Origin of the sequence: Mycolicibacter nonchromogenicus (assembly GCF_002101775.1) — a bacterium.
Taxonomy (GTDB): Bacteria; Actinomycetota; Actinomycetes; order Mycobacteriales; family Mycobacteriaceae; genus Mycobacterium; species Mycobacterium nonchromogenicum.
Window position 1 is genome coordinate 16955 of the sequence record NZ_LQPI01000030.1, and the last position, 22856, is coordinate 39810.

At 66.5% G+C, this 22856-nt stretch carries 32 protein-coding genes; 13 read left to right on the forward strand and 19 right to left on the reverse strand.

Going from position 1 to position 22856, the window contains the following annotated elements; translation table 11 throughout:
- Nucleotides 1-45: 45 nt before the first annotated feature.
- A complete protein-coding gene (locus tag AWC18_RS04935) occupies nucleotides 46-462 on the forward strand; it encodes a MerR family transcriptional regulator (protein ID WP_064996842.1) in 417 nt (138 codons plus the stop codon).
- Entirely contained in the window at nucleotides 459-665 is a 207-nt protein-coding gene (locus AWC18_RS04940; RefSeq protein ID WP_064996841.1) for an Rv3202a family protein, read from the forward strand. The genes AWC18_RS04935 and AWC18_RS04940 overlap by 4 nt, the downstream gene beginning before the upstream one ends.
- 15 nt (nucleotides 666-680) lie before the next feature.
- Here AWC18_RS04940 and AWC18_RS04945 read toward each other — a convergent pair whose 3' ends face one another.
- The 5 genes from AWC18_RS04945 to AWC18_RS04965 all read right to left on the reverse strand — a co-directional run bounded on the left by AWC18_RS04945 (nucleotide 681) and on the right by AWC18_RS04965 (nucleotide 3938).
- Nucleotides 681-908 (reverse strand): CDGSH iron-sulfur domain-containing protein, encoded by a 228-nt coding sequence (locus AWC18_RS04945; protein WP_085137972.1) that lies wholly within the window; start codon nucleotides 906-908, stop codon nucleotides 681-683.
- Nucleotides 905-1585, reverse strand: coding sequence for a HemK2/MTQ2 family protein methyltransferase (locus tag AWC18_RS04950; RefSeq protein ID WP_272937685.1), 681 nt, complete (start codon nucleotides 1583-1585; stop codon nucleotides 905-907). The genes AWC18_RS04945 and AWC18_RS04950 overlap by 4 nt, the downstream gene beginning before the upstream one ends.
- A gap of 108 nt (nucleotides 1586-1693) precedes the next feature.
- Nucleotides 1694-2377, reverse strand: coding sequence for a UdgX family uracil-DNA binding protein (locus AWC18_RS04955; protein WP_085137974.1), 684 nt, complete (start codon nucleotides 2375-2377; stop codon nucleotides 1694-1696).
- Nucleotides 2377-3339, reverse strand: a complete 963-nt coding sequence (locus AWC18_RS04960) for a TIGR03557 family F420-dependent LLM class oxidoreductase (protein WP_085137975.1) — start codon at nucleotides 3337-3339, stop codon at nucleotides 2377-2379. Before AWC18_RS04960 ends, AWC18_RS04955 begins: the two co-directional genes overlap by 1 nt.
- 119 nt (nucleotides 3340-3458) lie before the next feature.
- Complete coding sequence (locus tag AWC18_RS04965; protein ID WP_064996837.1) at nucleotides 3459-3938, reverse strand: MPT63 family protein; 480 nt, start codon at nucleotides 3936-3938, stop codon at nucleotides 3459-3461.
- 303 nt (nucleotides 3939-4241) lie between these two features.
- Between AWC18_RS04965 and AWC18_RS04970 the strand changes: the two genes are divergently transcribed.
- The gene (locus AWC18_RS04970) at nucleotides 4242-4874 is read left to right on the forward strand and encodes a PAS and ANTAR domain-containing protein (protein WP_109559992.1); all 633 of its coding nucleotides are present in this window, start codon (nucleotides 4242-4244) and stop codon (nucleotides 4872-4874) included.
- 221 nt (nucleotides 4875-5095) lie between these two features.
- Entirely contained in the window at nucleotides 5096-5824 is a 729-nt protein-coding gene (locus AWC18_RS04975) for an STAS domain-containing protein (protein WP_085137977.1), read from the forward strand.
- Nucleotides 5825-5891: 67 nt separating this feature from the next.
- Here the strand turns inward: AWC18_RS04975 and AWC18_RS04980 are convergent, their stop codons facing one another.
- Nucleotides 5892-6557, reverse strand: a complete 666-nt coding sequence (locus AWC18_RS04980; protein WP_420093310.1) for a GAF and ANTAR domain-containing protein — start codon at nucleotides 6555-6557, stop codon at nucleotides 5892-5894.
- Nucleotides 6558-7211: 654 nt separating this feature from the next.
- Between AWC18_RS04980 and AWC18_RS04985 the strand changes: the two genes are divergently transcribed.
- Nucleotides 7212-7523, forward strand: a complete 312-nt coding sequence (locus AWC18_RS04985) for an STAS domain-containing protein (protein ID WP_064996833.1) — start codon at nucleotides 7212-7214, stop codon at nucleotides 7521-7523.
- A gap of 125 nt (nucleotides 7524-7648) precedes the next feature.
- Here AWC18_RS04985 and AWC18_RS04990 read toward each other — a convergent pair whose 3' ends face one another.
- Nucleotides 7649-8371, reverse strand: a complete 723-nt coding sequence (locus tag AWC18_RS04990) for a cutinase family protein (protein WP_085137979.1) — start codon at nucleotides 8369-8371, stop codon at nucleotides 7649-7651.
- Between the two features lie 256 nt (nucleotides 8372-8627).
- Between AWC18_RS04990 and AWC18_RS04995 the strand changes: the two genes are divergently transcribed.
- A complete protein-coding gene (locus tag AWC18_RS04995) occupies nucleotides 8628-9569 on the forward strand; it encodes an esterase family protein (protein ID WP_064996831.1) in 942 nt (313 codons plus the stop codon).
- A gap of 24 nt (nucleotides 9570-9593) precedes the next feature.
- Here AWC18_RS04995 and AWC18_RS21600 read toward each other — a convergent pair whose 3' ends face one another.
- The 5 genes from AWC18_RS21600 to AWC18_RS05015 form a co-directional block, all read right to left on the reverse strand.
- Complete coding sequence (locus tag AWC18_RS21600) at nucleotides 9594-9749, reverse strand: DUF6131 family protein (RefSeq protein ID WP_165607191.1); 156 nt, start codon at nucleotides 9747-9749, stop codon at nucleotides 9594-9596.
- Between the two features lie 118 nt (nucleotides 9750-9867).
- Entirely contained in the window at nucleotides 9868-11325 is a 1458-nt protein-coding gene (locus AWC18_RS05000) for an aminotransferase class I/II-fold pyridoxal phosphate-dependent enzyme (RefSeq protein ID WP_085137980.1), read from the reverse strand.
- A 17-nt stretch (nucleotides 11326-11342) separates the two neighbouring features.
- On the reverse strand, nucleotides 11343-11693 hold the full coding sequence (locus AWC18_RS05005; RefSeq protein ID WP_064996829.1) for a hypothetical protein: 351 nt from the start codon (nucleotides 11691-11693) through the stop codon (nucleotides 11343-11345).
- On the reverse strand, nucleotides 11690-12259 hold the full coding sequence (locus AWC18_RS05010) for a type 1 glutamine amidotransferase domain-containing protein (protein ID WP_085137981.1): 570 nt from the start codon (nucleotides 12257-12259) through the stop codon (nucleotides 11690-11692). The genes AWC18_RS05005 and AWC18_RS05010 overlap by 4 nt, the downstream gene beginning before the upstream one ends.
- A 443-nt stretch (nucleotides 12260-12702) precedes the next feature.
- The gene (locus tag AWC18_RS05015) at nucleotides 12703-13116 is read right to left on the reverse strand and encodes a hemophore-related protein (RefSeq protein WP_420093311.1); all 414 of its coding nucleotides are present in this window, start codon (nucleotides 13114-13116) and stop codon (nucleotides 12703-12705) included.
- Between the two features lie 165 nt (nucleotides 13117-13281).
- Here AWC18_RS05015 and AWC18_RS05020 point away from each other — a divergent pair, with 165 nt between their 5' ends.
- Nucleotides 13282-13932 (forward strand): cutinase family protein, encoded by a 651-nt coding sequence (locus tag AWC18_RS05020; RefSeq protein ID WP_234806425.1) that lies wholly within the window; start codon nucleotides 13282-13284, stop codon nucleotides 13930-13932.
- 49 nt (nucleotides 13933-13981) lie between these two features.
- Here AWC18_RS05020 and AWC18_RS05025 read toward each other — a convergent pair whose 3' ends face one another.
- Complete coding sequence (locus AWC18_RS05025) at nucleotides 13982-15160, reverse strand: alcohol dehydrogenase catalytic domain-containing protein (RefSeq protein ID WP_064996827.1); 1179 nt, start codon at nucleotides 15158-15160, stop codon at nucleotides 13982-13984.
- A gap of 171 nt (nucleotides 15161-15331) precedes the next feature.
- Between AWC18_RS05025 and AWC18_RS05030 the strand changes: the two genes are divergently transcribed.
- Together AWC18_RS05030 and AWC18_RS21605 are read left to right on the forward strand one after the other, a co-directional pair.
- Nucleotides 15332-16222 carry a manganese catalase family protein gene (locus tag AWC18_RS05030; RefSeq protein ID WP_085137983.1) on the forward strand — a complete coding sequence of 297 codons (891 nt, stop codon included), beginning with the start codon at nucleotides 15332-15334 and terminating at the stop codon, nucleotides 16220-16222.
- 29 nt (nucleotides 16223-16251) lie between these two features.
- Nucleotides 16252-16407: a hypothetical protein gene (locus tag AWC18_RS21605; protein WP_165607190.1), complete on the forward strand. Its 156-nt coding sequence runs from the start codon at nucleotides 16252-16254 to the stop codon at nucleotides 16405-16407.
- Between the two features lie 9 nt (nucleotides 16408-16416).
- On the opposite strand, the gene AWC18_RS05040 is transcribed toward AWC18_RS21605, so the two are convergent.
- Nucleotides 16417-17001, reverse strand: a complete 585-nt coding sequence (locus tag AWC18_RS05040; RefSeq protein ID WP_085137984.1) for a hemerythrin domain-containing protein — start codon at nucleotides 16999-17001, stop codon at nucleotides 16417-16419.
- 128 nt (nucleotides 17002-17129) lie between these two features.
- Here AWC18_RS05040 and AWC18_RS05045 point away from each other — a divergent pair, with 128 nt between their 5' ends.
- Nucleotides 17130-18635 (forward strand): FAD-dependent oxidoreductase, encoded by a 1506-nt coding sequence (locus tag AWC18_RS05045; RefSeq protein ID WP_085137985.1) that lies wholly within the window; start codon nucleotides 17130-17132, stop codon nucleotides 18633-18635.
- A 6-nt stretch (nucleotides 18636-18641) separates the two neighbouring features.
- On the opposite strand, the gene AWC18_RS05050 is transcribed toward AWC18_RS05045, so the two are convergent.
- From AWC18_RS05050 to AWC18_RS05065, 4 genes are all read right to left on the reverse strand, one after another.
- Nucleotides 18642-19430: an RNA polymerase sigma factor SigF gene (locus tag AWC18_RS05050; RefSeq protein ID WP_064996822.1), complete on the reverse strand. Its 789-nt coding sequence runs from the start codon at nucleotides 19428-19430 to the stop codon at nucleotides 18642-18644.
- Nucleotides 19427-19864, reverse strand: a complete 438-nt coding sequence (locus AWC18_RS05055; RefSeq protein ID WP_064996821.1) for an ATP-binding protein — start codon at nucleotides 19862-19864, stop codon at nucleotides 19427-19429. Before AWC18_RS05055 ends, AWC18_RS05050 begins: the two co-directional genes overlap by 4 nt.
- A 237-nt stretch (nucleotides 19865-20101) precedes the next feature.
- The gene (gene usfY / locus AWC18_RS05060) at nucleotides 20102-20413 is read right to left on the reverse strand and encodes a protein UsfY (RefSeq protein WP_085137986.1); all 312 of its coding nucleotides are present in this window, start codon (nucleotides 20411-20413) and stop codon (nucleotides 20102-20104) included.
- A 165-nt stretch (nucleotides 20414-20578) separates the two neighbouring features.
- Nucleotides 20579-20950, reverse strand: coding sequence for a hypothetical protein (locus AWC18_RS05065; protein ID WP_064996861.1), 372 nt, complete (start codon nucleotides 20948-20950; stop codon nucleotides 20579-20581).
- Between the two features lie 155 nt (nucleotides 20951-21105).
- Here AWC18_RS05065 and mbp1 point away from each other — a divergent pair, with 155 nt between their 5' ends.
- From mbp1 to AWC18_RS05080, 3 genes are all read left to right on the forward strand, one after another.
- Nucleotides 21106-21345 carry a microaggregate-binding protein 1 gene (gene mbp1 / locus AWC18_RS05070; protein WP_064996819.1) on the forward strand — a complete coding sequence of 80 codons (240 nt, stop codon included), beginning with the start codon at nucleotides 21106-21108 and terminating at the stop codon, nucleotides 21343-21345.
- A gap of 133 nt (nucleotides 21346-21478) precedes the next feature.
- Complete coding sequence (locus tag AWC18_RS05075; RefSeq protein WP_085137987.1) at nucleotides 21479-22153, forward strand: winged helix-turn-helix domain-containing protein; 675 nt, start codon at nucleotides 21479-21481, stop codon at nucleotides 22151-22153.
- A 12-nt stretch (nucleotides 22154-22165) separates the two neighbouring features.
- Entirely contained in the window at nucleotides 22166-22486 is a 321-nt protein-coding gene (locus AWC18_RS05080; protein WP_085137988.1) for a hypothetical protein, read from the forward strand.
- Nucleotides 22487-22488: 2 nt separating this feature from the next.
- On the opposite strand, the gene AWC18_RS05085 is transcribed toward AWC18_RS05080, so the two are convergent.
- The gene (locus AWC18_RS05085; protein ID WP_234806426.1) at nucleotides 22489-22836 is read right to left on the reverse strand and encodes a hemophore-related protein; all 348 of its coding nucleotides are present in this window, start codon (nucleotides 22834-22836) and stop codon (nucleotides 22489-22491) included.
- Nucleotides 22837-22856 lie beyond the last annotated feature (20 nt).

Below are 22856 nucleotides of genomic sequence, written 5' to 3' on the forward strand. Positions count from 1 at the left end.
GTGCAACAGATCGCTGAAGGATTTCGACGAGCGGAGCGACACACAGTGGCCGACGAGACGAATGCCCGGTCCGGGCTTGGGGTGTACGGCATTTCGGTGGCATCCGAGTTGTCCGGCATCGGTCCGCAGACCTTGCGGCTCTACGAGGCCCGAGGCCTGCTCACACCGGCGCGCACGGCCGGCGGAACACGTCGCTACAGCGATGACGACCTTGCCCGCCTGCGGCGAATCACCGAACTGGCGAACATCGGCATCAACATGGCGGGTATTGGACAGATCCTCGGCCTGGAAGCGCGTAACGCCCGTTTGGAGTCGGACAACAATCGACTGGAATCCGACAACAACAGGCTCCGATCGGACAACAATCAACTGAAAGCGGACTATGCGCTGCTCGCCGCCGAACGCGCCGCACAGTCTGCCTCGGGCACGCCACGCGCGCGGAGACGAAAGGAGTCGTCATGACCCAACCCGAAGGGTTGCCGGCACCCGACGCCGTTTCAGAGGCAGATCTCGCGGACCAGTTGATTCCCGCGGACGCCTCTGACGACGAAGGACTCGACCCGGCCGTACTGGACCGCGTCGGGAAGGTCGAGGCCAGCACGGCCGACCTGATCGATCAGGCCATCAGCGTTCCACTGCCCGACGACGACTACACCGAGCGGTGAGTCGCCTGCGGGACACTAGCCTTTTTTGACGGACTCCCCGTCGGCGCCACGCGCCGACCCCTTCCGGCGGCGGTGACTGGTGTCGCACAGCGGATAGTTGCGGCTGCGCCCACAGGTGCAGATTGCCACCATGAACCGATCCGATTCGACAGTGCCGTCCGGTGTCTCAATCCGTACCGGTCCGGCAATCAGCACCGGCCCCTGCCGGACGGGCCGGACCACCGTGGGCTGCAGCCCACTCACGGCTTGTCCGCCCGGATGACCACCAGCTGCTCAACCCGACAACCTCGCGGCAGCCGGCCCGTCTGTTCCAGCCAGCCGGCATGCGCTGAGAGCACCGGACCGAACGGGATACTGCGGACCGCCGCTATTTCTACAGCAAGACCCGATTTACGCAACGTCTCCAATGACGCGGTGACGCCGGCGAGAGCCGACTGAACCAGCAGCAAAGTACCGCCCCGCCGCAGCAGCGAGGCCGCCGATCGGCAGAGCGGATCCAGCACCACTCTGCCGTCTACTCCGCCGTTCCAGGACCATTCGGGGCCACCAGCCGTCGGGATGGGCCCGCCGCCGCGTGGCGAGGGAACATAGGGCGGGTTGGCCACCACCAAGTCGAACGGCGCGTAGCGCGACGCGGCACTCCATGGCCCCTGCCGGATCGTCACGGTCACCCCGGCGGCACGCGCATTGTCTCGAGAGCAGCGCACCGCCTTCGGGCAGATGTCGAACGCGGTGACGCTCTGCGCGCCCAGCTCGGCCGCCGCTATGGCCGCCACCCCGCTGCCGGTGCACAGATCCAGCACCTTGGCGCGCGGCGCCAGCCCACTGCGTTCCATCGTATCGATCAGAAGATGCGAATCCTCTTGCGGCGCGTAGACGCCGTCCAGGTTGGGTGGACGGCGCTGCAGCCCGCCAGGCACACCTAATATGGTCATCGGCGATTACCCGCCGTTCGTTGGCGCCAAGCCGGGGATTTCGGCATAGTTTGCTCCCTTCAACACGCATACAGTTACCCGCCACAGGCTTTGTCAAACGGCGGGATGCACCAGCGCTGCTCCACCGCCGGTCACGGCGTTACGAGCTGTCCGCAGGTCAGCAACGAATGCGTGGTAGGCCTGTGCCCGCTGGTCGCTGTGGTCACGCAGCACCGCCGAGGGATGAACAGTGGCCAGGACTCTCGGCCGCCCGTTGGACCCCGCCAAGCCGGGCAGGCACAGCAGCTCACCGCGCCCGGTGGAGACACGAAACGAGGGACCCAGCAGCGACTGCGCAGCAGTGGCGCCCAGGCAGATCACCACTTCCGGCTGCACCGAGTCGATCTCAGCGATCAACCATGGCCGGCACGCCACCACCTCGGTGCGACCGGGCTTCTGATGAATGCGGCGTTTGCCGTCGCGGCGGGTGAATTTGAAGTGCTTGACCGCGTTGGTCACATAAATCAGCGCTGGATCAATACCCGCGTCGCGCATCGCACGGTCCAACAGCTGCCCGGCAGGCCCGACAAACGGGTGGCCTTCGAGATCCTCGTGGTCGCCGGGCTGCTCCCCCACCAGCATCAGCGGAGCATCACGGCGCCCCTCACCGAACACAGTCTGCGTTGCGTCGCGGTACAGCCCGCACCCGCGGCACTGCGCGGCCGCCTCACGAAGTGCGCCCAGCGTCCGCCGTTCCGGCAAGTAGCGCTGCGCCCCAATCTCTTTCGTCGCCGCCATTACGCCGACGCCGCCAGTTCCGCCGCGATCTCGGACTCCCAGAAGGCGAAAAAGCCCTCCTGGTCTGCTCCGATCTGCTGAATGTATACCTCGTCGAAGCCGGCGTCGGTGAACTCGCGAATCCGGTCCAGATACGGCTTGGCGTCCGGCCCCGCGGGAATTGATCGCTCCACCGCCTCGGCGGTGACCAAGCTCGCCGCCTGCTCGAAATGGGCCGGGGTGGGCAGGTTCTGGCCCAGTTCTCCGGGCAGCTCCTCGCTGGGCCAGGTGGCGCGCGCGGTGCGTACCGCCTCCTCCTTCGACGGTCCGTAGCACACCTTGAACCCGCCCTGGGCGGGCTTGCCCAAGCCGCCGGCGTGGTGGAACTCCGAAACCAGCTCTGCCGCCGGCATGCTGCACTGATAGCCGTCGCCTATCCGGCCCGCCAGCCGGGCCGAGTGCGGACCGTATCCCGAGACATAAATGGGAGTCGGTCGCGGCGGCAGGGTATAGAGCCGGGCGTTCTCCACTGTGTAGTAGCGGCCGTGGTGGTTGACCTGCGCACCGGTGAACAGTTCTCGAATCACCGCGACCGCTTCGTCGAGCATGCCGCGCCGGATGGCCGCCGAGGGCCACCGCCGGCCGGTGATGTGTTCGTTCAATGCCTCTCCCGTGCCCACTCCCAGGGTGAAGCGGCCGTTCAGTAGTGCGGCACTGGTCGCCGCCGCCTGGGCGATGACCACCGGATGGGCCCGGACAATCGGGCAGGTGACCGCGGTGGTGATCGGGAGAGTGCAGGCCTGCGACAGCGCGCCGATGACCGACCACACGAAGGGGCTGTTGCCCTGCCGGTCGTTCGAGGGGTGAAAGTGATCAGAGATCCACAGCGCCTCGAAGCCGGCCTCTTGAGCCCGCACCGCTTGGCGAACCAACTCGGTGGGATGAAACTCCTCGCAGGACAACGCATAACCCAAAGTCGTCATGACTCATGAGATACCCGTCGTGGCGGTGACTAATCGCGTCAGCGGTTCGGATGCTCCCGGGGCGGAGTCGGAACACGCCGAACTGGGCCCGACCCCCTCGGACCCAGTTCAGCTGCGCATCAGGTCTGGCTGGTCCAGACCAGCACGTCCTGGACGCCGTCGTTGTAGACCACCCCGTCCGGCGCCGGGCCGGTCACGTCGAAGTAGATCTTTCCGTTCGCAACGGCCCCCTGGGCGAGAGGCCCGGGGTTGATGCCGCCCGGCGTAGGCACCGTGTTGATCACGCGGTAGGTCTCACTGTCGGATGCCCGGGCGTTGAAGCCCGCGACGACCGGGGTCACCATTCCGCGTTCGGCGCGGGCGGTCACGTCCGCCTGGTACAGATTGCCCTGCGGCTGGTAGCCGGGGATGGTGACGTGCGCCGGGGTCAGGTTGCTCACCGTGTAGGACGTGACCATCGCCCCGTTCTCGAGCTGTTCGGGCGTGCCGAACGGGTGGATCGCCGGCTCGGCCATGGCGGTGGTCGCGGAGAAAACACTCAGCGCGGCGATACCGGCCGCGCCGGCGGCCGTCTTGGCCGCAGTCTTGGAGAGCTTCACTTGTGACTCCTTCCATCGAGTCGATACTTGGCGGTCCGCTTTGCTGGAACACACCTGCCACAGCGCGTACCGGCACCGCCGGCAGGGAAACACGGCGTGTGGTTGCGCAGCGTCGCGAAATTGTGGATAGTTACGTCGCCCGGGCATTCAGTAGCCAGCGTCGGTCTGGATCGTCTGTGCATACATTCCTGCGATTACAGGCTGCGGTACTCCCGCCGGCCTATGGAATCAGCTCATACTGGTGGGGTACGAGAAGGCGGGTATGCGGTGGTCGGGGATCTCAACGCTTCGTTTGCGGCGCCCATGGGCGACGACGCCGAGGTCCACAGTGACCTCGATCTGGTAGTCGGCCACGGCGAACCTCAGCGGGTTGGACGGTTCCACTACTGGCTCGGCGAGCAACGCTGGGAGTGGTCGGACAACGTGGCCCGTATGCACGGCTACGAGCCGGGCTCGGTGGTGCCCACCACCGAACTGCTGCTGCAGCACAAACACCCCGAGGACCGCGCGGAAGTGGCAGCGGTGTTGGCGCGGGTCATCGAAGGCGAACCGTTCAGCAGCCGACACCGGATCATCGACACCGGCGGGCAGGTGCACTGGGTGATCGTGGTCGGCGATCGCATGCTCGACGACAAAGGCACCGTGACCGGCACCGCCGGCTTCTACGTCGACGTCACCACCGTGTTGCAGGCCGATGTCAGCGCCGCGGTCTCCGAGGTCGCCCAGTCGCGTGCGGTGATCGAGCAGGCCAAGGGGGTGCTGATGGTCGCGTACGGGATCTCCGCGGAGCGTGCGTTCGACATCCTTGTGTGGCGGTCCCAGGAGACCAACATCAAGGTGCGCGACGTGGCGGCCCGGTTCCTGGCCGCTTTCACCGGCAAGCTGCCCAGCGAGGTGTTGTCGGACCTGGATCACACGTTATTGACCGTGACCTGAGTTTGCCGGCGAAGCCGGAGTGGGTAGCCACCTCACGATGGTTACTGCAATGGCGCGCCACCCCGGGCCGCTCAACGTCCTCGGCGTTGGGGCGTCTGCTGCTGGTGTGGCCGCGCTGAAGGATCGCGGCCACCTTTCCGCCGAAGCCGGAGTGCGCCGATCTGACGGGTCTGACGCACCTCAGGAGAGCGGCCCTGAGTAGCGCGGCGAGCCAACTGACGGTGACAGCGGCCACCGTCACCGGTGGCTGCCTGTTGACTGCCGCCGGGACATTGGACAGCACCACCTATCGCGAACTTCGCGACAGCGTAATCAACGCGGCACTCGATGAGCCGCCAGCTGTGCTGGTCGATGTCAGTCGGCTGGAAGTCCCGGCGCCTTCGGCATGGTCGGTCTTCGCCAGCGCCCAGTGGCATGTGAGCACCTGGCCCGATATCCCGATCCTGCTGGTCTGTCCGCGAGCGAATGTTGCCGCGCGGATCGCGAGCGCCGGGGTGACCCGCTACGTCTCGGTGCACGCCGATGTCGAGTCCGCGGTGGCCTCGCTGACCCACGGCCCGCCCCCGCGGCGCCGGGCCCGTATCGCCTTGGCGCATGCCGCGAGCAGTCTGCGCCGTTCCCGCGATTTCGTGGCTGAGTGGCTGGCCAACTGGTCGCGCGAGCCACTCATCCCCACGGCGAAAGTGGTCGTCGACGTGTTGGTGGAGAATGTCCTGTGCCATACCGACAGCTCCCCGGTGGTGTTGCTGGAATGCGCCGACTCCACCGTGACCATCGCCGTCCAGGACACCGATGTCAGCCCGGCGATGCTGCGCGAAAGCGCCGGCGGCGGCCCTGAGTGGGCTTCCGGCCTGGCGGTGCTGGGTGCCCTGTGTCGCGCCTGGGGCAGCAGCCCCACGCCGAGCGGCAAGACGGTGTGGGCCGTTCTTGACCCGGAGAGTCAGCTCTGACCCAGCCAGAACCGACCGCCTGGGCGTAGTCGAGCCGTCGTGTGACACGCCGCGGCTGCCGAGGGGGTCAGCGGTGGCTCACGAGCCGTTGCGCCACCTCAGCCAACGGGGTGTTGGAGGTCTGCGACAGTCGTTTGAGCAGCTCGAAGGCCTGCAAGGCATCGATGCCGAACCGCTCCATCAGCAAGCCCTTGGCCTGGCCGATGATGTCGCGCGATGCCAGGGCACTGCGGAACTGTTCGTCGCGACGAACCATGTGCCAGGCCAGCGCCGCGTGCGTGGCCAGAATCAGACCCAGCTCCACCGCGTCATCGGCGAAAGCATGGGCGGTGTCGGCATAAAAGGTCAGAGCACCGGTGCTGCCCTCACCGGTGAACAGTTCAAACGCCAGGAGAGACCGGATCGGCGTGGTGGCCACGACCTCCTGGCAGTAGGACGGCCACCGCTCCTCGCTGCAGATGTCATCCAGGCGGACCACGTGGTGATTCCAGGCCGCGGCCAGGCACGGCCCCTCGCGCCGGCGCCGCTGAATGTCATCCAGTGCCGCCGGGTACGGGTCGGTTGCAGAAAGCGTCTGCACATCGCCGCCGGACGTGGTGAGCGTGACTCCAGCATGCTGAGCGCAAGACATGTGCGCGAGCAGATTCACCACCAACTCATCCAGCGCGCCATCGGATTCCACGCGGGAACGCTGATTCAGCGTCTCAACCAGCTCCGCCACGTCGTGCATCATGCCGGTGCGGCTCGTCACAGCCACGGTCATCGCTCCGCCCATATCCCCCACCAGATGCACCTATGTTCCCCCAGCCGTCGGGCGGCGGCAACGGAGCGGACGACATTCTGGGGCGGAATCGAATTCCTTGCCAGACAACGCTCAGGCAATACCGAATGAGGTAGCGGCGTCCGCCGGCGACGAAGGCATCCATCCGCGAGCCACGCATGTGGCAGAAGAGCAGCGAATGCCCTGTGGTCTGCGGAAATGCGATAACCGGTCGTCAACCACACCACCGGACCCTTCAACGTGGCGACGGCCGAAACGGTTTGCTGCAAGGGAATTCGAGACCGCCCGACAAAAGCAGCGTTACCGAATCGTTGCAGTACGGCGAGGAATGGCGTAGGTTTATCTGCAGGTTGAGTTCACAGCCGCCCCGGAAGACGCGTCACCCACGCTAGCCAGGGAGCTGACTCCCTGCTTTTCATCCGTGAAGGTGTAACTCGCATCGACGCGATCCACAGTACGAGTTTCGACTGATGGAGTAGTTCAATGCCCGCTTTAGATATCGCCGGACCGGTCCGTCCGGCGACCCGACTAGATTTTCCGTCCCAATCAGATACCTGGGCCAGCCGCACTGCCCGCTGCGTCACCCGCTGGGGACGCTCCGGTGCCGTGATCAGCGTGGCCGGTGAGTTAGACGCCTCCAACGCCGACCAGCTGGCCGAATACGTGCATCGCTGCGTGGCCTCCTGCGAGTGGCTGATACTGGACCTCAATGATCTGGAATTCATTGGTATTGCTGGTTTTTCGTCACTCCAGACGATTGCCGGCCAATGCGTCGATGCCATGGTCTACTGCACTATGGTGCCCGGAGCCGCGGTGTCGCGCCTGCTGCGAATCTGCGATCCCGGCAAGGCGCTGCCGACCACCTCGTCCGTGGCTGACGCGCTGGCGGGCGTGGACGGCTTCCGGCACGTCCACTAAACCCGTACGCCCCCGGCAACTTGGGGGAAACGATCGCTCCGATGGCTCCGGCCGCAACCAATAGGTAGGCCGGGGCCATCGTGCGTCGCCAGCGCCTGAGCGCCCCCAGCTCGACGGCCCGTGGGCTAACCCACGTGGGCGTCGAGGAGCTGGCGGGCGGCGAAGTCGGCCCCCTGCTGAACCATCGTTGAGTCGGGGCCCGCATAGCTGTCGTGGGCCGCGAAATCCATTCCGTCCGAACACACCGCGTCCTCAGGCGCACACACCTGCAGGGTCTTTGCCTGATACAGCGGGCCGATCACGATCGTGGGTTCGTTGAGGAAATTCATCGCCCGCTCGTTGGGCATCGAGAACAGCACGACCGCTGCGACATGCTCGGCGACGTCGGGGTCCAGTGGCTTGGGCACCGTCGCCGGGTCAACGCCGTCAGGCACCTGGGCCGACGTGACGAAGCCCATCACCGCCGCGCCCTGGGAGTAGCCGCCCAGCACCATCTTGGTTCTGGGGCAGCTGGTGGCCCGGGACACGACGTGAGCACCCGCGTCCCGAATGCCCTCGATGCCGGTGTCCCAATGATCAGTTGCCGGATAGTTGACCGCGTAGTCGGTCGGGCTCGTTCCCAGGCGCGCGTTTAGCGCATTGAGGAACGCCTGGCCGGTCGGGCCCACCCCCGGAGGTTCGCCGGTTCCACGCGCGAAGACCACCTCGGTGTCGGGACACGGCTCGGCGCTCGCGATGGGAACACCCGGAGTCAGTAGCATCGCGGCACCGGCTGCGGATACCGCGATCGTCAGCGGGCCAAGAGAATCCAGAATGGTACGCGCAGACATGACGGTGTAGGTGCCCATCGCAACCCGGACTCAAACCGCATGCCCGGAAATTTTCGTCTCCGCAGCGCTTTGGCGAACACCCTGGACAACGGTCCACTACTTTGTTAGGACAAGAAGGTCAGAAAACTGTCTCAGACTGCAGGGCAACCATCCGCGGATTTTCGAAAATGCCCCACGGTTGGCCCCAACGCCTCCGGGCCCTGTGTCGACCTCTCCCCTCTCGCACGCCCGGCCGACGGCGTTGGCGCTCGGGTCTGCGCGAAAGGGGAGAACGATGTGGAACAACGCAACGCACCGGCGGCGCCGGATCAGCGCGGTCGCTGCCTCGGCGGGGTTACTGTCGGCACTAATGGGTGTGGGCCCATCGGCCCCGCCCGCCGGCGCCGCCGGTCCGGAATTCCTGTCGGTGCCCTCACCGAGCATGGGACACAACATCACCGTTGAGTTCCAGGGCGGTGGCGCGCCGGCGGTCTACCTGTTGGACGGCTTGCGGGCCCGTGACGATCGCAGCGGGTGGGACATCGATACGCCGGCATTCAGTGAGTACAGCGGTTCGGGGATATCGGTCGTGGCCCCGGTCGGCGGTCGCTCCAGCTTCTACACCGACTGGTATGGATCGGCCAACGGCCAGACCTACAAGTGGGAGACGTTTCTTACCCGTGAACTGCCGAGCTATCTCGCGGGGAAAGGCGTGCGCTCCACCCGCAATGCGGTGGTGGGCGTCTCCATGTCCGGGTCGTCAGCGCTGATCCTGGCGGCCTATCATCCACAGCAGTTCGCTTATGCTGCTTCGCTTTCGGCGCTGCTCACGCCGTCCAGCGGCAACGGGCCCACCCTGATCGGAATGGCGATGAACGACGAAGGCGGATTCAACCCCCAGGACATGTGGGGTCCCTCCGGCAGCGCGGGATGGCAGCGTAATGACCCGACGGTCCAAGCCGGTCGCCTTGCCGGCAACGGCACCCGACTGTGGATTTACAGCGGGAACGGCACCCCGTCCGAGATCGGCGAGGGAAGCCTGCCCGGCCAGGTGATCGAGCAGGTCGTGATGCAGAGCAACATCGCGTTCCGCGACGCCTACACCGGTGCGGGCGGACACAACGCCACATTCAATATCGACAGCAACGGGGTGCACAGTTGGGGTTACTGGAACGCCCAGCTGGTGGCCATGAAAGCGGACATGCAAGCCACGCTGGGCACCGGCGGCCGAGTCTGACAGCCGCTCTGGCTGCCCCCGTACTCAGTACCAGTAGCGCCTGCCGGCGACCGGCCGGCCCATCGCCCCCAAGATCCAGAACACCACACCCACGACCAGCAGGACGATCCCGATCGCCCACAGCACGTAGACGCCGAACAGCCACCCGAGGATCAGCAGCAGCAAGCCCAGTCCGATCATGAGTCACACCCCAATTTCGCGTCGCGGGCCCCATCGACCACGTCCGTGGGGCTGTGCAATGTCAGTGTCATTGCTGTGGGTTACCCCGCTGAGGTCCGCGCAAAACCTTCGCAGACCCTCAGGCCACCACGCGGATCTGCTCAAGGGTGTTGTCGGTGGCGTCAGGCACCGCCATCCCGGCTGTCCGCCCGGACCGCAGATAGTCGATGACGGCGGTGTTGAGGCGCTCGCCGGGCACCACCGCCGGGATTCCCGGAGGGTACGGCGTGAGCTGCTCTGCCGCGATACGCCCGGGCGCACTCGATGCGGCGACCATCTCGGTCGGGCCAAAAAACGCCTCCCGGGGCAGCTGCACGGACTCCAGTTGCAGTTCCCGCGGGGAGGGTAGCTGGATTACTGGCGGAGTGTCGAAAGTTGTTGCGGCGTCTCGCCATGTGCGCAGCGCATCCAGCAGCCGGTCAGCCGTGCCGTGATCATCGGCGAAGGACATGGTGAGCAGGATCCGCCGGTGATCCGCGAGCCCGACGTCGATGCATCGCTGGTCGCGTAGCCAGTCTCTGATCTGGTAGCCCGACGTCCCGGTGGCCGACACGTCGACCAGGACCTGTAGCCGGTCCAGGTCGTGGGATGCCTCCGTACCGATCAGTGCCTGCTCGAGCACGTCGACTCCCGCGATCTCGTCGATTCGTCCGCGCACGTCGCGCGCCAATCTGATTGCCGTGTCCAGCAGTTCATGTCCCCGGTGCACCATCTGGCGACGCCATCCGTCCAATGCCGCGTAGATCGGCACGCTGGGGCTGGTGGTCATCAACAGATCGGCGCACGCCGTCAGTCGCTCCCGGTCGATGAGATCGCCTTGGACGTGGTACACCGACCCCTGCTCGAACCCCGCTCCCATCTTGTGCACGCTGACCACGCAGACATCTGCGCCGGCGTCCATCGCCCAGGTCGGCAGATCCTCGTGAAAGGGCAGGTGCGCACCCCAGGCCTCGTCGACGATCAGCGGCTTGCCCCGTGCATGACAAATCTCAGCGATGGCAGCCAAGTCCGCGCAGGTTCCGTACGGGGACGGGCTGACCACCAGGGCGCCAGCGGCGTCGGGGTGCTCCTCCCACGCACTGGCAACGCGTTCCGGTGACGGCGGGTGACTCAGATGCCGTTCGGCGTCCCAGCGCGGCGCGATCCAGCGCGGTTGGATACCGGAGAAGATCAGCCCGCCCACCACGGATTTGTGACTGTCGCGGGGCAGCAGCAGGCCGCCCGAGCAGCCGGCCACCGCCATCATCGCCGCGCGAACGGAAAGCGAACTTCCACACGTGGAGAAAAAAGCCATCTCGGCACCGACGGCGTCGGCCATCAGCTGCTCGGCCTCAGTCAGGAAACCTCCGCGCGCTTCCCAGTCATCCAAGCCGCCCCGGGCAAGCACATCAGCACCGAACAGATCGGTGCCCAGCACGTCGAGCACCGGCTTATCCGCGCCCCGTCCCCGGCGGTGTCCGGGCGGGCTGAAGCCATATCGGTCTTTGCGTTGGTAGTCGGCCAGGGCTTCCAGCACAGGTGCGCGGCGCTGATCCATCGACGAACCGCCTCCCCCTAACGCCGAAATGCGATGAGCAGAGCCAGCAGATCGACCCCCAGAAGCACCCAACCCGCCACCGGCACCAGAAATCCACGCCGTCGCCCGGCCGTGAAGAAAGAGGCCAGGATGGTCAGCGCGGAGATCGCCGGTGCGCCGTAGTACAGCACGCCGAAGACCGCCTCGCTGGGCCCCAGATCGGGGCATTCGGCGGTGCTGCAGGCGGCGGTGCTCATCACCGCGCCCATCGCGAACACCATCACCAACGCGGCCCCCGCGGCGGTCAGCACAGCGGCAGCCCAGTTGACCCAGAGCCGCGCGCGGCGATTGTCCGCCTCGGCAGGCACCGGCATCGGCTCTGACGTCACAGCGTTGCCCCCCGTGCCGCGAACTCCTGCACCAATGCATCGCAGAACGCCGGCAGGTCATCGGGTTTACGGCTCGACAACAGGATCGACGGCCCGCAGTCGCAGCGCACCAACTCCTCGTCGACCCAATCGCCGCCCGCATTCACGATGTCGGTACGCAGGCTCGGCCACGACGTGATCCGTCGCCCGGCGACGACGCCGGCTTCCACCAGCGTCCACGGGCCGTGGCAGATCACAGCGACCGGTTTGCCGGCGTCGAAAAACTCCCGGATGAACGACACCGCGCGTTCATCGGTGCGCAACTGGTCAGGGTTCGCCACCCCGCCCGGCAGGACCAGCGCATCGAAGTCATCCGCCGAGACATCCTGGACCTGCCGGTCGACATCGAACTTGTCGGCGCGATCCAGGTGGTCGAAGGCCTGAACGGGTCCTTCGGCTGTCGACACCAGCATCGGCTGTCCGCCGGCCTCGGTCACCGCCCGCCACGGTTCGGTCAACTCGATCTGTTCGACGCCTTCTGGCGCCACCAGAACTGCGACCCGTCGTCCTTCCAGCGATCCGGACATGACCTCTCCCTTCGTGCCGCGGACAACTTTCCCAATACCGACCCGCATACCCGAGCGGCCGAACCCACAAACGAAGCGGTGTAGCAAGGCAATTGCGCGGGTACTCCGCCCTAATGAAACGGCGGACGGCGGGCACAGCGGCGGGGGTCACCATGCGCGCGAGCGCTTTCACCGTTTGTTCCCGCGTCCAGCATTTCGGTGCTGTCCGCCCTTGACTACCGGGCCGGTCTACCCGTCCGGACCGGCCCGGTCCTCCCCTCTCGCCGCTCGGCCCCTGGCGCTTCGGAGTCCAGCCGGCCTTGGTCAGCGCACCAAAACGCCCTGCCCAGAAATCAGCATCGACGACGATGCGCAGCACACATCGCCGCGTTCCCACGTTGCGGGCGCAGTGTCGAAGTACGACGTCAGGCAGCGCTACGGCCTGAGCACCCGCCGACGGCCCCTCAGTACTTATTACAGGTATTGGCGATGGGGCCGATCAGGCTGACGTACTGCGCCGCCTCAGGCACTGCCTGGGCCTGCTCGAGCATCTGCTCACGCTGCGGCGGCGGTGACGCGAGGAAGTTCCGCAGGAACGACTGCGCCATGGGTGCTGCGTTGAATTGTGCTGCGGCATCCGGTGATTGAGCGTTCATCGCTGCCACCACCTGGGAATATGTGCAAGTCGTGTTCACCGCAGGGTTCTGCGACCACTGGCCCGGCTGTCCGGGCTGTCCCGGCTCGACTGGTTGCGCCGGCTGGCCCGGTTGACCCGGCTGGGTCGGCTGGTCCGGTGCTGCATCTGCCAGGCCGGTGCCGCCCGCCAACGCCAGCGCCATGCCGCCGACCACGGCAAGCCTGGTCCAAGACATTGTGATCATTGGTCTCCCCCTTTGATACTGCAATTCATTGTTCGTCCACATGCTCCGTCGACGACGGCATCGAAATAGGCTTGCCGTTTTAGTGGGAGATAAACCACGGTTTGCCTGCCGCCTGTCGTGGGTACCGCACGAAGTGCTGTGATTACTCGGATCCTCACCGCGGTGACCCTGTCTGGGTGGACGCTGCTGTGTTCCCCCGCCGGCGGCGAAGCGGGCGCCGCGGAATGCCCTGATCTTCACATAGTGTTCGCCCGCGGCACCGGCGAGGCGCCCGGCGTCGGATGGATCGGCCAACAGTTCATCGACGCATTACGGTGGCGAACCTGGGGCCGCAACCTGGATGTCTACCCGGTCAACTTTTCGGCGGTACCCGACTTCGAGCCGTCCGCCGCCGGTGTCACCGACGCAGCCATCCACATCCGCGACATGACAGCCGGTTGTCCGAACACCCAAATCGTCCTCGGCGGCTACTCGCGCGGCGCTGCACTGATGGGATACCTCACCGAACCGACGGCCGGCGGGCTGGGAACTGCGCTACCGCCCGAGGCGGCCGAGCACGTCGCCGCTGTGGTGCTGCTGGGAAGGCCGTCGGCGGCGTTCCTGGACTCCATCGGCGCGCCGCCCGTGTCGATCGGGGCGAGCTATGCAGCCAAGACGATCGACCTGTGCGCACCCGCCGATCCGGTCTGCTCAACTGGCGGCGATGGCGCCGCGCACGCGGCGTACGCGATGAACGGCATGACCGCGCAGGCGGCGGACTTTGTCGTCGAACACCTCCTGCCACCCGGAAGCGATTCACGTCAGCCGCATTGACGCAGCCCGTGCCCGGGAGAGCGGCGGTTCGGGCCCCACACGGATCCACTCACGGTTTGAGCGTGATCTTCACTGCGCCGTCGCGTTTCTCCTGAAACATCGCATAGGCCTCCGGCGCCTGCTCCAGCGGCAGTTCGTGGGTGGCGAAGGTGTCGACGCCCAGCGGGTCATCGTCGGTCAGCAGTGGCATCAGCGCGTCGACGCGCGGCTTGACGTTGGCCTGACCCATCCGCAGCGTGATCTGCTTGTCGAACAGCGTGAACATCGGCAGCGGGTCGATTTTGCCGCCGTAGACACCGACAATCGACACGGTGCCGCCGCGTCGCACGACGTCGATCGCGTCATACAGTGCAGCGAGACGGTCGATTCCGGCCGTCTTTATCATCGGTCGGGCCACCGCATCCGGCAGCATAGAACTCAACTGCTGCACGGCCTTGGCTGCGCCGGAACCGTGCGCCTCCATTCCGACGGCATCGATCACCGCATCGGTCCCGCGACCCTCGGTGCGATCACGAATCACCTCACCGAGATCCGACACTTCACTGCGGTCGACGATTTCGATCCCCCGCCGGGCCAACCGGCCAAGCCGCTCGGGCACCAGATCCACGCCGATCACCCGGGCTCCCTGATGCGCGGCGATGCGGGCCGCCATGTCACCGATCGGCCCGAGTCCCAGCACCGTCACCGAACCGCCTTCGGGTATCGCCGCATAGTCGACCGCCTGCATCGCGGTCGGCAGCACGTCGGACAAGTACACGAATCGCGAATCCGGCGGCCCCTCGGGCACTTTGATGTGTGTGTACTGCGCCTGGGGCACCCGCAGGTACTGCGCCTGCGCGCCCGGAACCTGACCGTAGAGCTTGGAGTAACCGAACAGCGCGGCGCCGGTGTCCTGGTCACGAACCCGGGTGGTGTCGCATTGCGTCGGCAGCCCATTGCAGCACATACGGCAATGGCCGCAGGCGATCTGGAACGGGATGACCACTCGGTCGCCCGGCTTGAGGTTGCTGACCGCGCTGCCGACCTCGGCCACCACGCCCATCGGCTCATGCCCCAGGATGTCGCCAGGGTCCATGAAAGCACCGAGCACCTCGTAGAGGTGAAGATCGGACCCGCAGATGTTGGTGGTCGTCACTTCGATGACGGCATCGGTCGGCTGCTCGATCCTGGGATCGGGCACGGTGTCCACCTGGACCTTGCGCTTTCCCTGCCACGTGACCGCCCGCATGTGATCGCCTCCGTCGTGTCGCCGAACACCGCCCGGCTACCCGCGGGTGCACCGAAGCAAACGCAGGGGTCAACTTCGGCGCCCGGAAGGTTAGGCGGACACCCATGCGGGTACGCCGGAGGCAGGAAGCCAACTACCGCTGTTGCAGCCGTTTCACACAAGGGAGCCACCATGTTCGTACACAACAAAGAGATGCAATTCGAGGTCCGGGTCGACCGGCCCGACCCGCGCTTCGCCCGGCTGCTGCAGGAGCAGTTCGGCGGCGAGAACGGTGAACTCAAGGCGGCGATGCAGTACTTCACCCAGGCGTTCCTGCTGCGCCGCAAGAACCCGAAGATGTACGACCTGTTCATGGACATCGCCACTGAGGAGCTCAGCCACCTGGAGATGGTCGGCTCGATGATCACCATGCTGCTGGACGGCCTCAACGACGATCTGAAGAACGCCAACGAGCTCTGCGACTGGATGCCGGCGGTGGCCAGCCCCAACGGCCGCGAACACATCATCCACCAGGTCGCGATCAACCCACTGCACTTCGTTGAGACCGGCGGCGGGCCGCACGTCAGCAACGCCGTGGGCACTCCGTTCACCGGCGCCTACATCAACGCCAACGGCGACCCCTCCGTCGACCTGCGCAGCAACATCGGCGCCGAGTCGCGGGCCAAGGTGGTCTACGAATACCTGAAGCAGTTCACCGACGACCCGGGCGTGCAGGACACCCTCACCTTCCTGATGACCCGCGAGGTCACCCACTTCCAGCAGTTCACCGCCGCGCTCAACGAGTTGCCGGTCAACTTCCCGCCCGGACAGGCGCCCGGCGACGAGCGCTTCCAGAACGTGGCATTCAACCTGTCCGAGGGCGAGACCACGCGCGGCCCCTGGAACCAGGGGCAGGGCCCGTGGCCGGAGGGCATGGAGTGGGAGTACGTCAAGACCCCGACGCGTGATTGGCTCGGCGGCTCCGCGCGAAAGAATCGCGGCCCCCAGGACAACCCGGACGGCAGCCCTGCTGTACACGCCGAGAAGCCCTTCGCCCACGAGCAGCACTGCGCCACAACGTAGTGGACGAGGAAGACTGGAGAGTCGGCGCAATGCCCGAAAGCAGTGGCGAAGATCGCGAACGCGGGCCGAAGGACCTGGGAGACACCGTCGATCGCCTCGACGAGAAGGTCGCCCGGGAATACGGATCTGAGGCCCGCGCTCGCGAGACGCCCAAACGCGGCAATCCGGACGAGCCGCCCGACTAGCCGCTTGGTTCAGCTCTTGGGCGCGTCGGGCGGGTTATCCGCCGCCCGGCCGCTCAAGTGGTCACGCAGGTGGTCGACCGTCGCGGCAGCCAGTCCCAGGGTGTTCTGGGCCAGCCCGCCGGACGGGGCGTTGGGGTGCGGGCGGGTCGGCGCGATCTTCTTCGCGGCATGCAGCCTGTCGCCCAGCTTCTCGAGATCCTCGGCACTGACCGCCGCTTTCAGCCGCGGCCACACCACGTTCTCCTCGTAGTCGATGTGCTCCCTTGCCACCGTGACGAATTCGCCCAAGGCCCGGTGATACTCGGTTTCACCGGGGCTACCGTCCTCGAGTAGCTGCAGCAGCACCTTGCCGGCCTCCTCTTGGGCGATGGCGTGGTCGGCCAGGTCATCGCCGTCGTCAAGCGCCGCGCGGACCGCCGGCCAGAACATCTGCTCCTCGACCGCTTCGTGCTGGGACTCGGCGATCACCAAGTTGGTGACCATGGTCGCCAAGCCGCTCTGCTGCGCCCCGTCGCTCTGCGGCGCACCGTCGAGTACCTCCAACATGCCCAACACGCTCTCGTGGTCGGCGCGAAGAAAGCTCAATGCGTCCATGGGTTTCCCTCCCGTTGACTGGCGGGTCCGGATCCGAACCCGCCCGGTCGCATACCCACCGGGATGGGGCCGAAACCCTCGTGAGCGCTCACACGTTTCGCGCCCGCCCCGCGGGGTATTGATCGACCATGACCTCGTTGTGGCTTGCCGACCGGATTGAGACCTCACCTTCTTCGGGCACCGCAGAAGATCTGCCCGGCTTCGCCGATGTGGTGGTGGCGGGCGCCGGTATCACCGGTCTGATGACCGCGGTGCTGCTTGCGCGCGCCGGCCGCCAGGTGCTGGTGCTGGAGGCCCGGACGGTCGGCTCCTGCGCGACGGGGAACACCACCGCCAAGATCAGCCTGCTGCAGGGCACCCAGCTGTCGACGATCTCGGCGAAGCAGGACAAAAACCTGGCCGCTGCGTACCTGGACGGCAACCGCGCCGGACAGAACTGGGTGCTGTCGTTCTGTGAGTCCGCCGGAGTGCCGGTCCAGCGCGAGGACGCCTACACCTTCGCTCAGTCCGAACGCGGGGTGGCGGCGGCGCGCGCTGAGTTCGAGGCCTGCCGCGCGCTGGGCCTGCCGGTGACGTGGGAGAAACACGCCGACGTGCCATTCGACTACCACGGCGGCACCCGGCTGGGCGAGCAGGCGCAGTTCGACCCGATGCCGTTCCTGGACGCGCTACGCGCCGAGCTGCTCGCCGGCGGCGGACAGCTGGTGGAACACACCCGCGTGCAGCATGTGTCCAGCAGCCGTCATGGACTTCGGTTGCAGGTCGACGGCCCACGCGGGCGCACCGATCTACGGGCCACGCAACTGGTGCTGGCCACCGGAATCCCGGTGTTGGACCGGGGCGGATACTTCGCACGCGTCAAGCCGAAGCGGTCATACTGCATGGCGTTCGACGTACCCGGCGAGATCACTCGTCCGATGATGATCTCCACCGATTCACCCACCCGATCGCTGCGGTACGCCCCGGTCAACGGCTCGGATCTGCTTCTGGTCGGCGGGGCCGGGCACACCGTCGGCCGCGAAAAGCACCCCACCGACGGCCTGGCCGAACTCGAGTCATGGACCGTCAGACATTTCCCGGGAGCCACCCGCACGCATCTGTGGTCAGCACAGGACTACGCGCCCGTCGACGAGTTGCCCTATGTCGGACCCATCCTTCCGGAGAACGAAACCATCTACGTGGCAACCGGGTTCAACAAATGGGGCATGACCAACGGAGCGGCCGCCGCCCTGGCTTTGTCGGGCCGGCTGCTGGGCGAACGACCAGCGTGGGACCGGGCATTCGCCAGTTGGAGAACCAGCGAGCTGCGCGGCCTGACCACGGCTCTGGCGGCCAATCTTTCGGTCGGCATCCACCTGGCGAAGGGCTGGATCACGCCGACGGCCTACATCGGCCAGCAGGGCGTGGGCGAGGACGGCGGCGTGGTCAGCGGACCCCCGTGGAATCTGCAGGCCCAGTGCCGGGTGGACGGCGTGGAGCACCGCGTCTCCCCGGTCTGCCCTCACCTGGGCGGCATCGTCAGCTGGAACGACGCCGACCGGGCCTGGGAGTGCCCTCTGCACGGGTCGCGCTTCGCCCCGGACGGCACTCTTCTGGAAGGCCCGGCCACCCGCGGTCTGACCCCGGGCAGCTGAACGGCGTTACTGCAGCTGGTCGCGCAACTTGGCCAGCGACTTGGCCAGCAGGCGCGAGACATGCATCTGCGAGATACCGACCCGCTCGGCGATCTGGGTCTGGGTCATCGACTCGAAGAACCGCAGCACCAGCACGGTGCGTTCGCGTTCCGGAAGGGCATCCAGCAAGGGGCGCAACGCCTCCCGGTCCTCGATCCGATCCATCCGGGTGTCGACGTCACCGAGAGTGTCAGCGATGGAACGAACGTCGTCCTCATCCGAGCTGCCGCCGCCGTCGATCGACAGCGTGTTGTACGAACTGCCTGCGACCAGTCCCTCGACCACCTCGTCGCGGCTCAACTCAAGCTCGGCGGCGAGCTCGGAGGGGGTCGGCGCCCGCCCCAGTCGCTGGGACAGTTCAGCGGTGGCCACCCCCAACCGAAGATGCAGTTCCTTGAGCCGGCGCGGCACCTTCACCGACCAGCTGTTGTCACGGAAGTGGCGGCGGACCTCGCCCATGATCGTCGGAACCGCGAACGAGACGAAATCCGAACCCGTCTCGACGTCGTAGCGTGTCACGGCGTTGACCAGGCCGACCCGGGCTACCTGCACCAGGTCGTCGCGCTGCTCTCCGCGACCCTCAAACCGGCGGGCGATGTGGTCGGCCAGCGGCAGGCACCGCTCCACGATCTTGTCTTTGCGGTTACGGAAGTCGGGTGAGCCGGGCTCGTATTCGGCGAGCTCCCGAAACATGTCGCCGACATCGGAGTACTCCGATCCGGACTTTGAGCCGCTGCCGGCGGCACGCGGACTCACCGCCCGGAGCCCGCCCGGCGGGTTGTCAAGGTGACCCCGAATACCTCACCCGCTCCGTCGGATTGATGCTCGTCGCGGAAGGTCTGGACGTCGTCGACCAGCGAAGTCAGCACGTGCCAACTGAAGCTTCCCGGGGTCAGGACGCCGGCCCCGTCCCCGGCTGCGGACGCCTGAACGGTCACGTAGTCGTCGTGCGGGTCGATGACGACCGTCAGCATCGCACCGGGCGCGGCACTACGAATCAGCTGGGTGCACAGCTCATCGATGGCCAAGCGCAGATCGGCGACCTTGTCGACGTCCAAGTCTTCGTAGGTGGCGACCGCACCGACCAACATGCGCACCACGGCCAGGCTTTCCAACCTGGGCGCGACCCGTAGTTCGACGGCTCGTTCACTACACGACCGATGATCCCGGTCGCTGTCAATGTCGGTCATGAGGCCTCCCGGCGAAATTGGACCGAGACTACTGCTGCGTGTCAATCGACTGTTCACCACCCTCGCTTGCAGGCCTTCTCGTGCATCCGCCTTCAGCCGACACCGTCAACATCGCACGCCGGCTGTCCGGAGATCAGTCATGGGAAGTCTGTACCCCATCGTGGGGGTCTCAATCATCGATTTCGGTACATAGCGCGGCCCGGCCGGAATTCCGGCCGGGCCGACTGACCCCTCGGGCTAACTCGTGGAGGGCCGCTGCCGCATCTCGGCGTGCGCCAGATGCCACTGATGGTTCACTCTGCCGATGCGGCGATGCTCGAACAGCAGCCACACTGCGCCCAAGGCGGCGGCGAGCACCGCGAGAACCGCGACCTCCACACCTTGGCGATCATGCCCGGTACCGAATGCGGCGAGGCAGCCGATCCCGGCCACCATGCCGATCACCAACAGTGAGTAGCCCGGCCACCCCAACACGTCGATCATGGCGCGGCCCGCATGGGGCCGGGTTGTCCGGACATGGTCGACGGGGTCGTGAAATGTGTCACCCATGGCAATTCCTCCTCCTGAGCAGCAATCTTGAGTCGCCCCAGAAACCGACCGATATCAGGCGACCCAGTCCGCGACCCTGACATATCGTATGGCGATGATCCGGGTCAGGCCCGGGCTTGGCAGCACGTTCACAGCCATGCCACAGCGACGGCGACCGTGCCGACATCAGTCCACTCCCATGATCGGCACGGCGCTGATCAGCAAGATCACCAGCATCAACGTCATCAAGAACCATCCGGCGCCCTGCCAGCCCCACCAGGTGCCCCGCACGCGCCACACGCGGTAGGTGCGCGCAAACGCACACAGCCCGCCACCGGCCAGGATCGCCGGCCCGCCGACGGCGAGGACGGTCCGGTACGGCCGTCCGCACCCCGCCGTGACCGACTGCGGGTCGCACGACCCCACCACAACCACCGCCAGGACGACGAACCCCAGCGCGGCAGCGGTGATCACCCCGGCGAATCGGGCAGCCGCCCGGACCTCCCGGTCCTCCTGACCCAGCCGGTCGCCACCGGCGTCCGAATGCGGTGTGCGCAGTCCCACATCTTTCACCGTCCGCGCTGATGAGCGCCGCGTCAAGGTGATTCATCGCGGCGGCCCACGTTTGGATGCCCGGCCGCCCGGGAAGCCTTGCGGTTGTGGCGGGCCGCAACACCGCGCGGGCCGGCCACAGAACAGGAAGGGGAGAACTTATGTCGGACGACAAGAACAGTGCCACCGCAGAGGGCATCAGCGGCGCCGTCGAGGGCCTCAAGGGTAAGGCCAAGGAAGCGTTGGGTGCTGTGACCGGCAACGACGAGCTGGCGCGCGAGGGCCGCGCGCAGCAGGACAAGGGCGAAGCACAGCGCGACGCCGCCAAGCACGAAGCCGAGGCCGAATCGGCCCGAGCTGGAGCGAAGGCAGCCGAGGCGCGCGAACAGTCTCACCAGTAGCGCGGGGGGAGGCAGGCCCGGTCCGTCTGACGGACCGGGCCTGTCGTTGCGCAAGGGGTTACTTCCTGGGCGCAGCGGGTAGTACAAGCCTGAAAGCCTTGATACGGCACCGCATCCACGGATGGAGCCAGGCATGGAGATAGTGTTACTCACCGACCGCGACGAATTCGCGCAGTCCCTGTCGGGATTGGGCGCCTTCGGGCATTCGATCGTCCGCAGACCCCTGGCCGACACCGCGCGAGCCGACTGCCGTGGCGCGAAAGCCGTACTGGTGGACGGCTGCGGCGACCTGGCGGCGGCACGGGAGAGCTGCCGCAAAGTCGGGACCTGGGAGCCCTCAGCTGCCGTACTGGCCGTCGTCGCCGCCGAAGACTTCGCCGCCGCAGGCCTCGACTGGCACGTCGACGATGTGCTGATCTCGACCGCGAGCCCAGCTGAGGCCAGTGTGCGGCTACGGTTGGCTCTGGGACGTCGACGCGAATCCACCGACAAAACACTGCAATTCGGCGATCTGATCATCCATCCGGACAGCTTCACCGCGACGCTGGCCGATCGCAATCTCGACCTCACACTGACTGAATTCAAGCTTCTGACCCACTTGGTGGCCCACGCCGGCCATGCTTTCACCCGTTCCCGGCTGCTGCGCGAGATTTGGGGTGACGAGGGCGGCCGCCGCAAGGTCGACGTCCATGTGCAGCGCCTGCGCGCCAAACTCGGTGCCGGCTACGAGTCGATTGTCGACACCGTCCGCGGCGTCGGATACATGGCGCCCGAATCGCCTCATCCGCAATGGGCCATCGCCAACTGAAAGGCACGCGCCATGCCTGCACCCGATCACGATTCAGCGGCCACCGACACCACCGGCGACGCAACGTTGCCGCCGAGCGAGGCCACCGACTCCGACGAGCTGCGCAATGACGACGGCGACGCGACCGTCACCCCGCCCGATCACTGGCTAGCCGCCGACAGCGAGACCGCACATGAGTCGTTGGACGCCAAGCTGGCAGCCGAGCAGCCCGACGTGGCCGACTCGAATCATGAACCCGATGAAGCCGACGAGGCCGCCGAAGGCGGTCGGCACCGCGCACAGGTGTCCGGAAGTCCCGAAGACGGCGACTCGCTCTTCACCGTCGAAGAGTGAGCTCAGTAGTAGTTGTTGTAGTAGTTGTCGCAGTGGTCGGCCAAGGGGACGAACAGCGCGACGTAGTGTGCGCCATCGACGGTGTCCTGAGCCGCGTCCACGATCTGTTGGCGCTGCTCCGGCGGGGCGGCCAGGAAATTCTGCAGCCACGACCGCGCGGCCGGTGTGGCGTTGAACCGCTCAGCCTCGTCCGGTGACCGATCGATCATCGCCGACACCACCTGCGCATAGCTGCAGGTCGTGTTGACCACGGGTCCGGTGTCGGGGCCGGCGGCAGCCGCTAACCGCCCAACAGTCAGCGTCAAAACGATGATGCCGCCCCCACCGGCCAGTCTCATCAGCTCAGACATCTCGCGGTCTCCTCTGTTGA

Coding starts and splice junctions, on each gene's coding strand:
- AWC18_RS04940 (WP_064996841.1), top strand. CDS start 459: ATGACCCAACCCGAAGGGTTGCCGGCACCCGACGCCGTTTCAGAGGCA.
- AWC18_RS04955 (WP_085137974.1), bottom strand. CDS start 2,377: ATGGCGGCGACGAAAGAGATTGGGGCGCAGCGCTACTTGCCGGAACGG.
- AWC18_RS04960 (WP_085137975.1), bottom strand. CDS start 3,339: ATGACGACTTTGGGTTATGCGTTGTCCTGCGAGGAGTTTCATCCCACC.
- AWC18_RS04970 (WP_109559992.1), top strand. CDS start 4,242: ATGGGCGACGACGCCGAGGTCCACAGTGACCTCGATCTGGTAGTCGGC.
- AWC18_RS04980 (WP_420093310.1), bottom strand. CDS start 6,557: ATGATGCACGACGTGGCGGAGCTGGTTGAGACGCTGAATCAGCGTTCC.
- AWC18_RS04990 (WP_085137979.1), bottom strand. CDS start 8,371: ATGGGCACCTACACCGTCATGTCTGCGCGTACCATTCTGGATTCTCTT.
- AWC18_RS04995 (WP_064996831.1), top strand. CDS start 8,628: ATGTGGAACAACGCAACGCACCGGCGGCGCCGGATCAGCGCGGTCGCT.
- AWC18_RS21600 (WP_165607191.1), bottom strand. CDS start 9,749: ATGATCGGACTGGGCTTGCTGCTGCTGATCCTCGGGTGGCTGTTCGGC.
- AWC18_RS05000 (WP_085137980.1), bottom strand. CDS start 11,325: ATGGATCAGCGCCGCGCACCTGTGCTGGAAGCCCTGGCCGACTACCAA.
- AWC18_RS05010 (WP_085137981.1), bottom strand. CDS start 12,259: ATGTCCGGATCGCTGGAAGGACGACGGGTCGCAGTTCTGGTGGCGCCA.
- AWC18_RS05025 (WP_064996827.1), bottom strand. CDS start 15,160: ATGCGGGCGGTCACGTGGCAGGGAAAGCGCAAGGTCCAGGTGGACACC.
- AWC18_RS05030 (WP_085137983.1), top strand. CDS start 15,332: ATGTTCGTACACAACAAAGAGATGCAATTCGAGGTCCGGGTCGACCGG.
- AWC18_RS21605 (WP_165607190.1), top strand. CDS start 16,252: ATGCCCGAAAGCAGTGGCGAAGATCGCGAACGCGGGCCGAAGGACCTG.
- AWC18_RS05040 (WP_085137984.1), bottom strand. CDS start 17,001: ATGGACGCATTGAGCTTTCTTCGCGCCGACCACGAGAGCGTGTTGGGC.
- AWC18_RS05045 (WP_085137985.1), top strand. CDS start 17,130: ATGACCTCGTTGTGGCTTGCCGACCGGATTGAGACCTCACCTTCTTCG.
- AWC18_RS05055 (WP_064996821.1), bottom strand. CDS start 19,864: ATGACCGACATTGACAGCGACCGGGATCATCGGTCGTGTAGTGAACGA.
- usfY (WP_085137986.1), bottom strand. CDS start 20,413: ATGGGTGACACATTTCACGACCCCGTCGACCATGTCCGGACAACCCGG.
- mbp1 (WP_064996819.1), top strand. CDS start 21,106: ATGTCGGACGACAAGAACAGTGCCACCGCAGAGGGCATCAGCGGCGCC.
- AWC18_RS05075 (WP_085137987.1), top strand. CDS start 21,479: ATGGAGATAGTGTTACTCACCGACCGCGACGAATTCGCGCAGTCCCTG.
- AWC18_RS05080 (WP_085137988.1), top strand. CDS start 22,166: ATGCCTGCACCCGATCACGATTCAGCGGCCACCGACACCACCGGCGAC.
- AWC18_RS05085 (WP_234806426.1), bottom strand. CDS start 22,836: ATGTCTGAGCTGATGAGACTGGCCGGTGGGGGCGGCATCATCGTTTTG.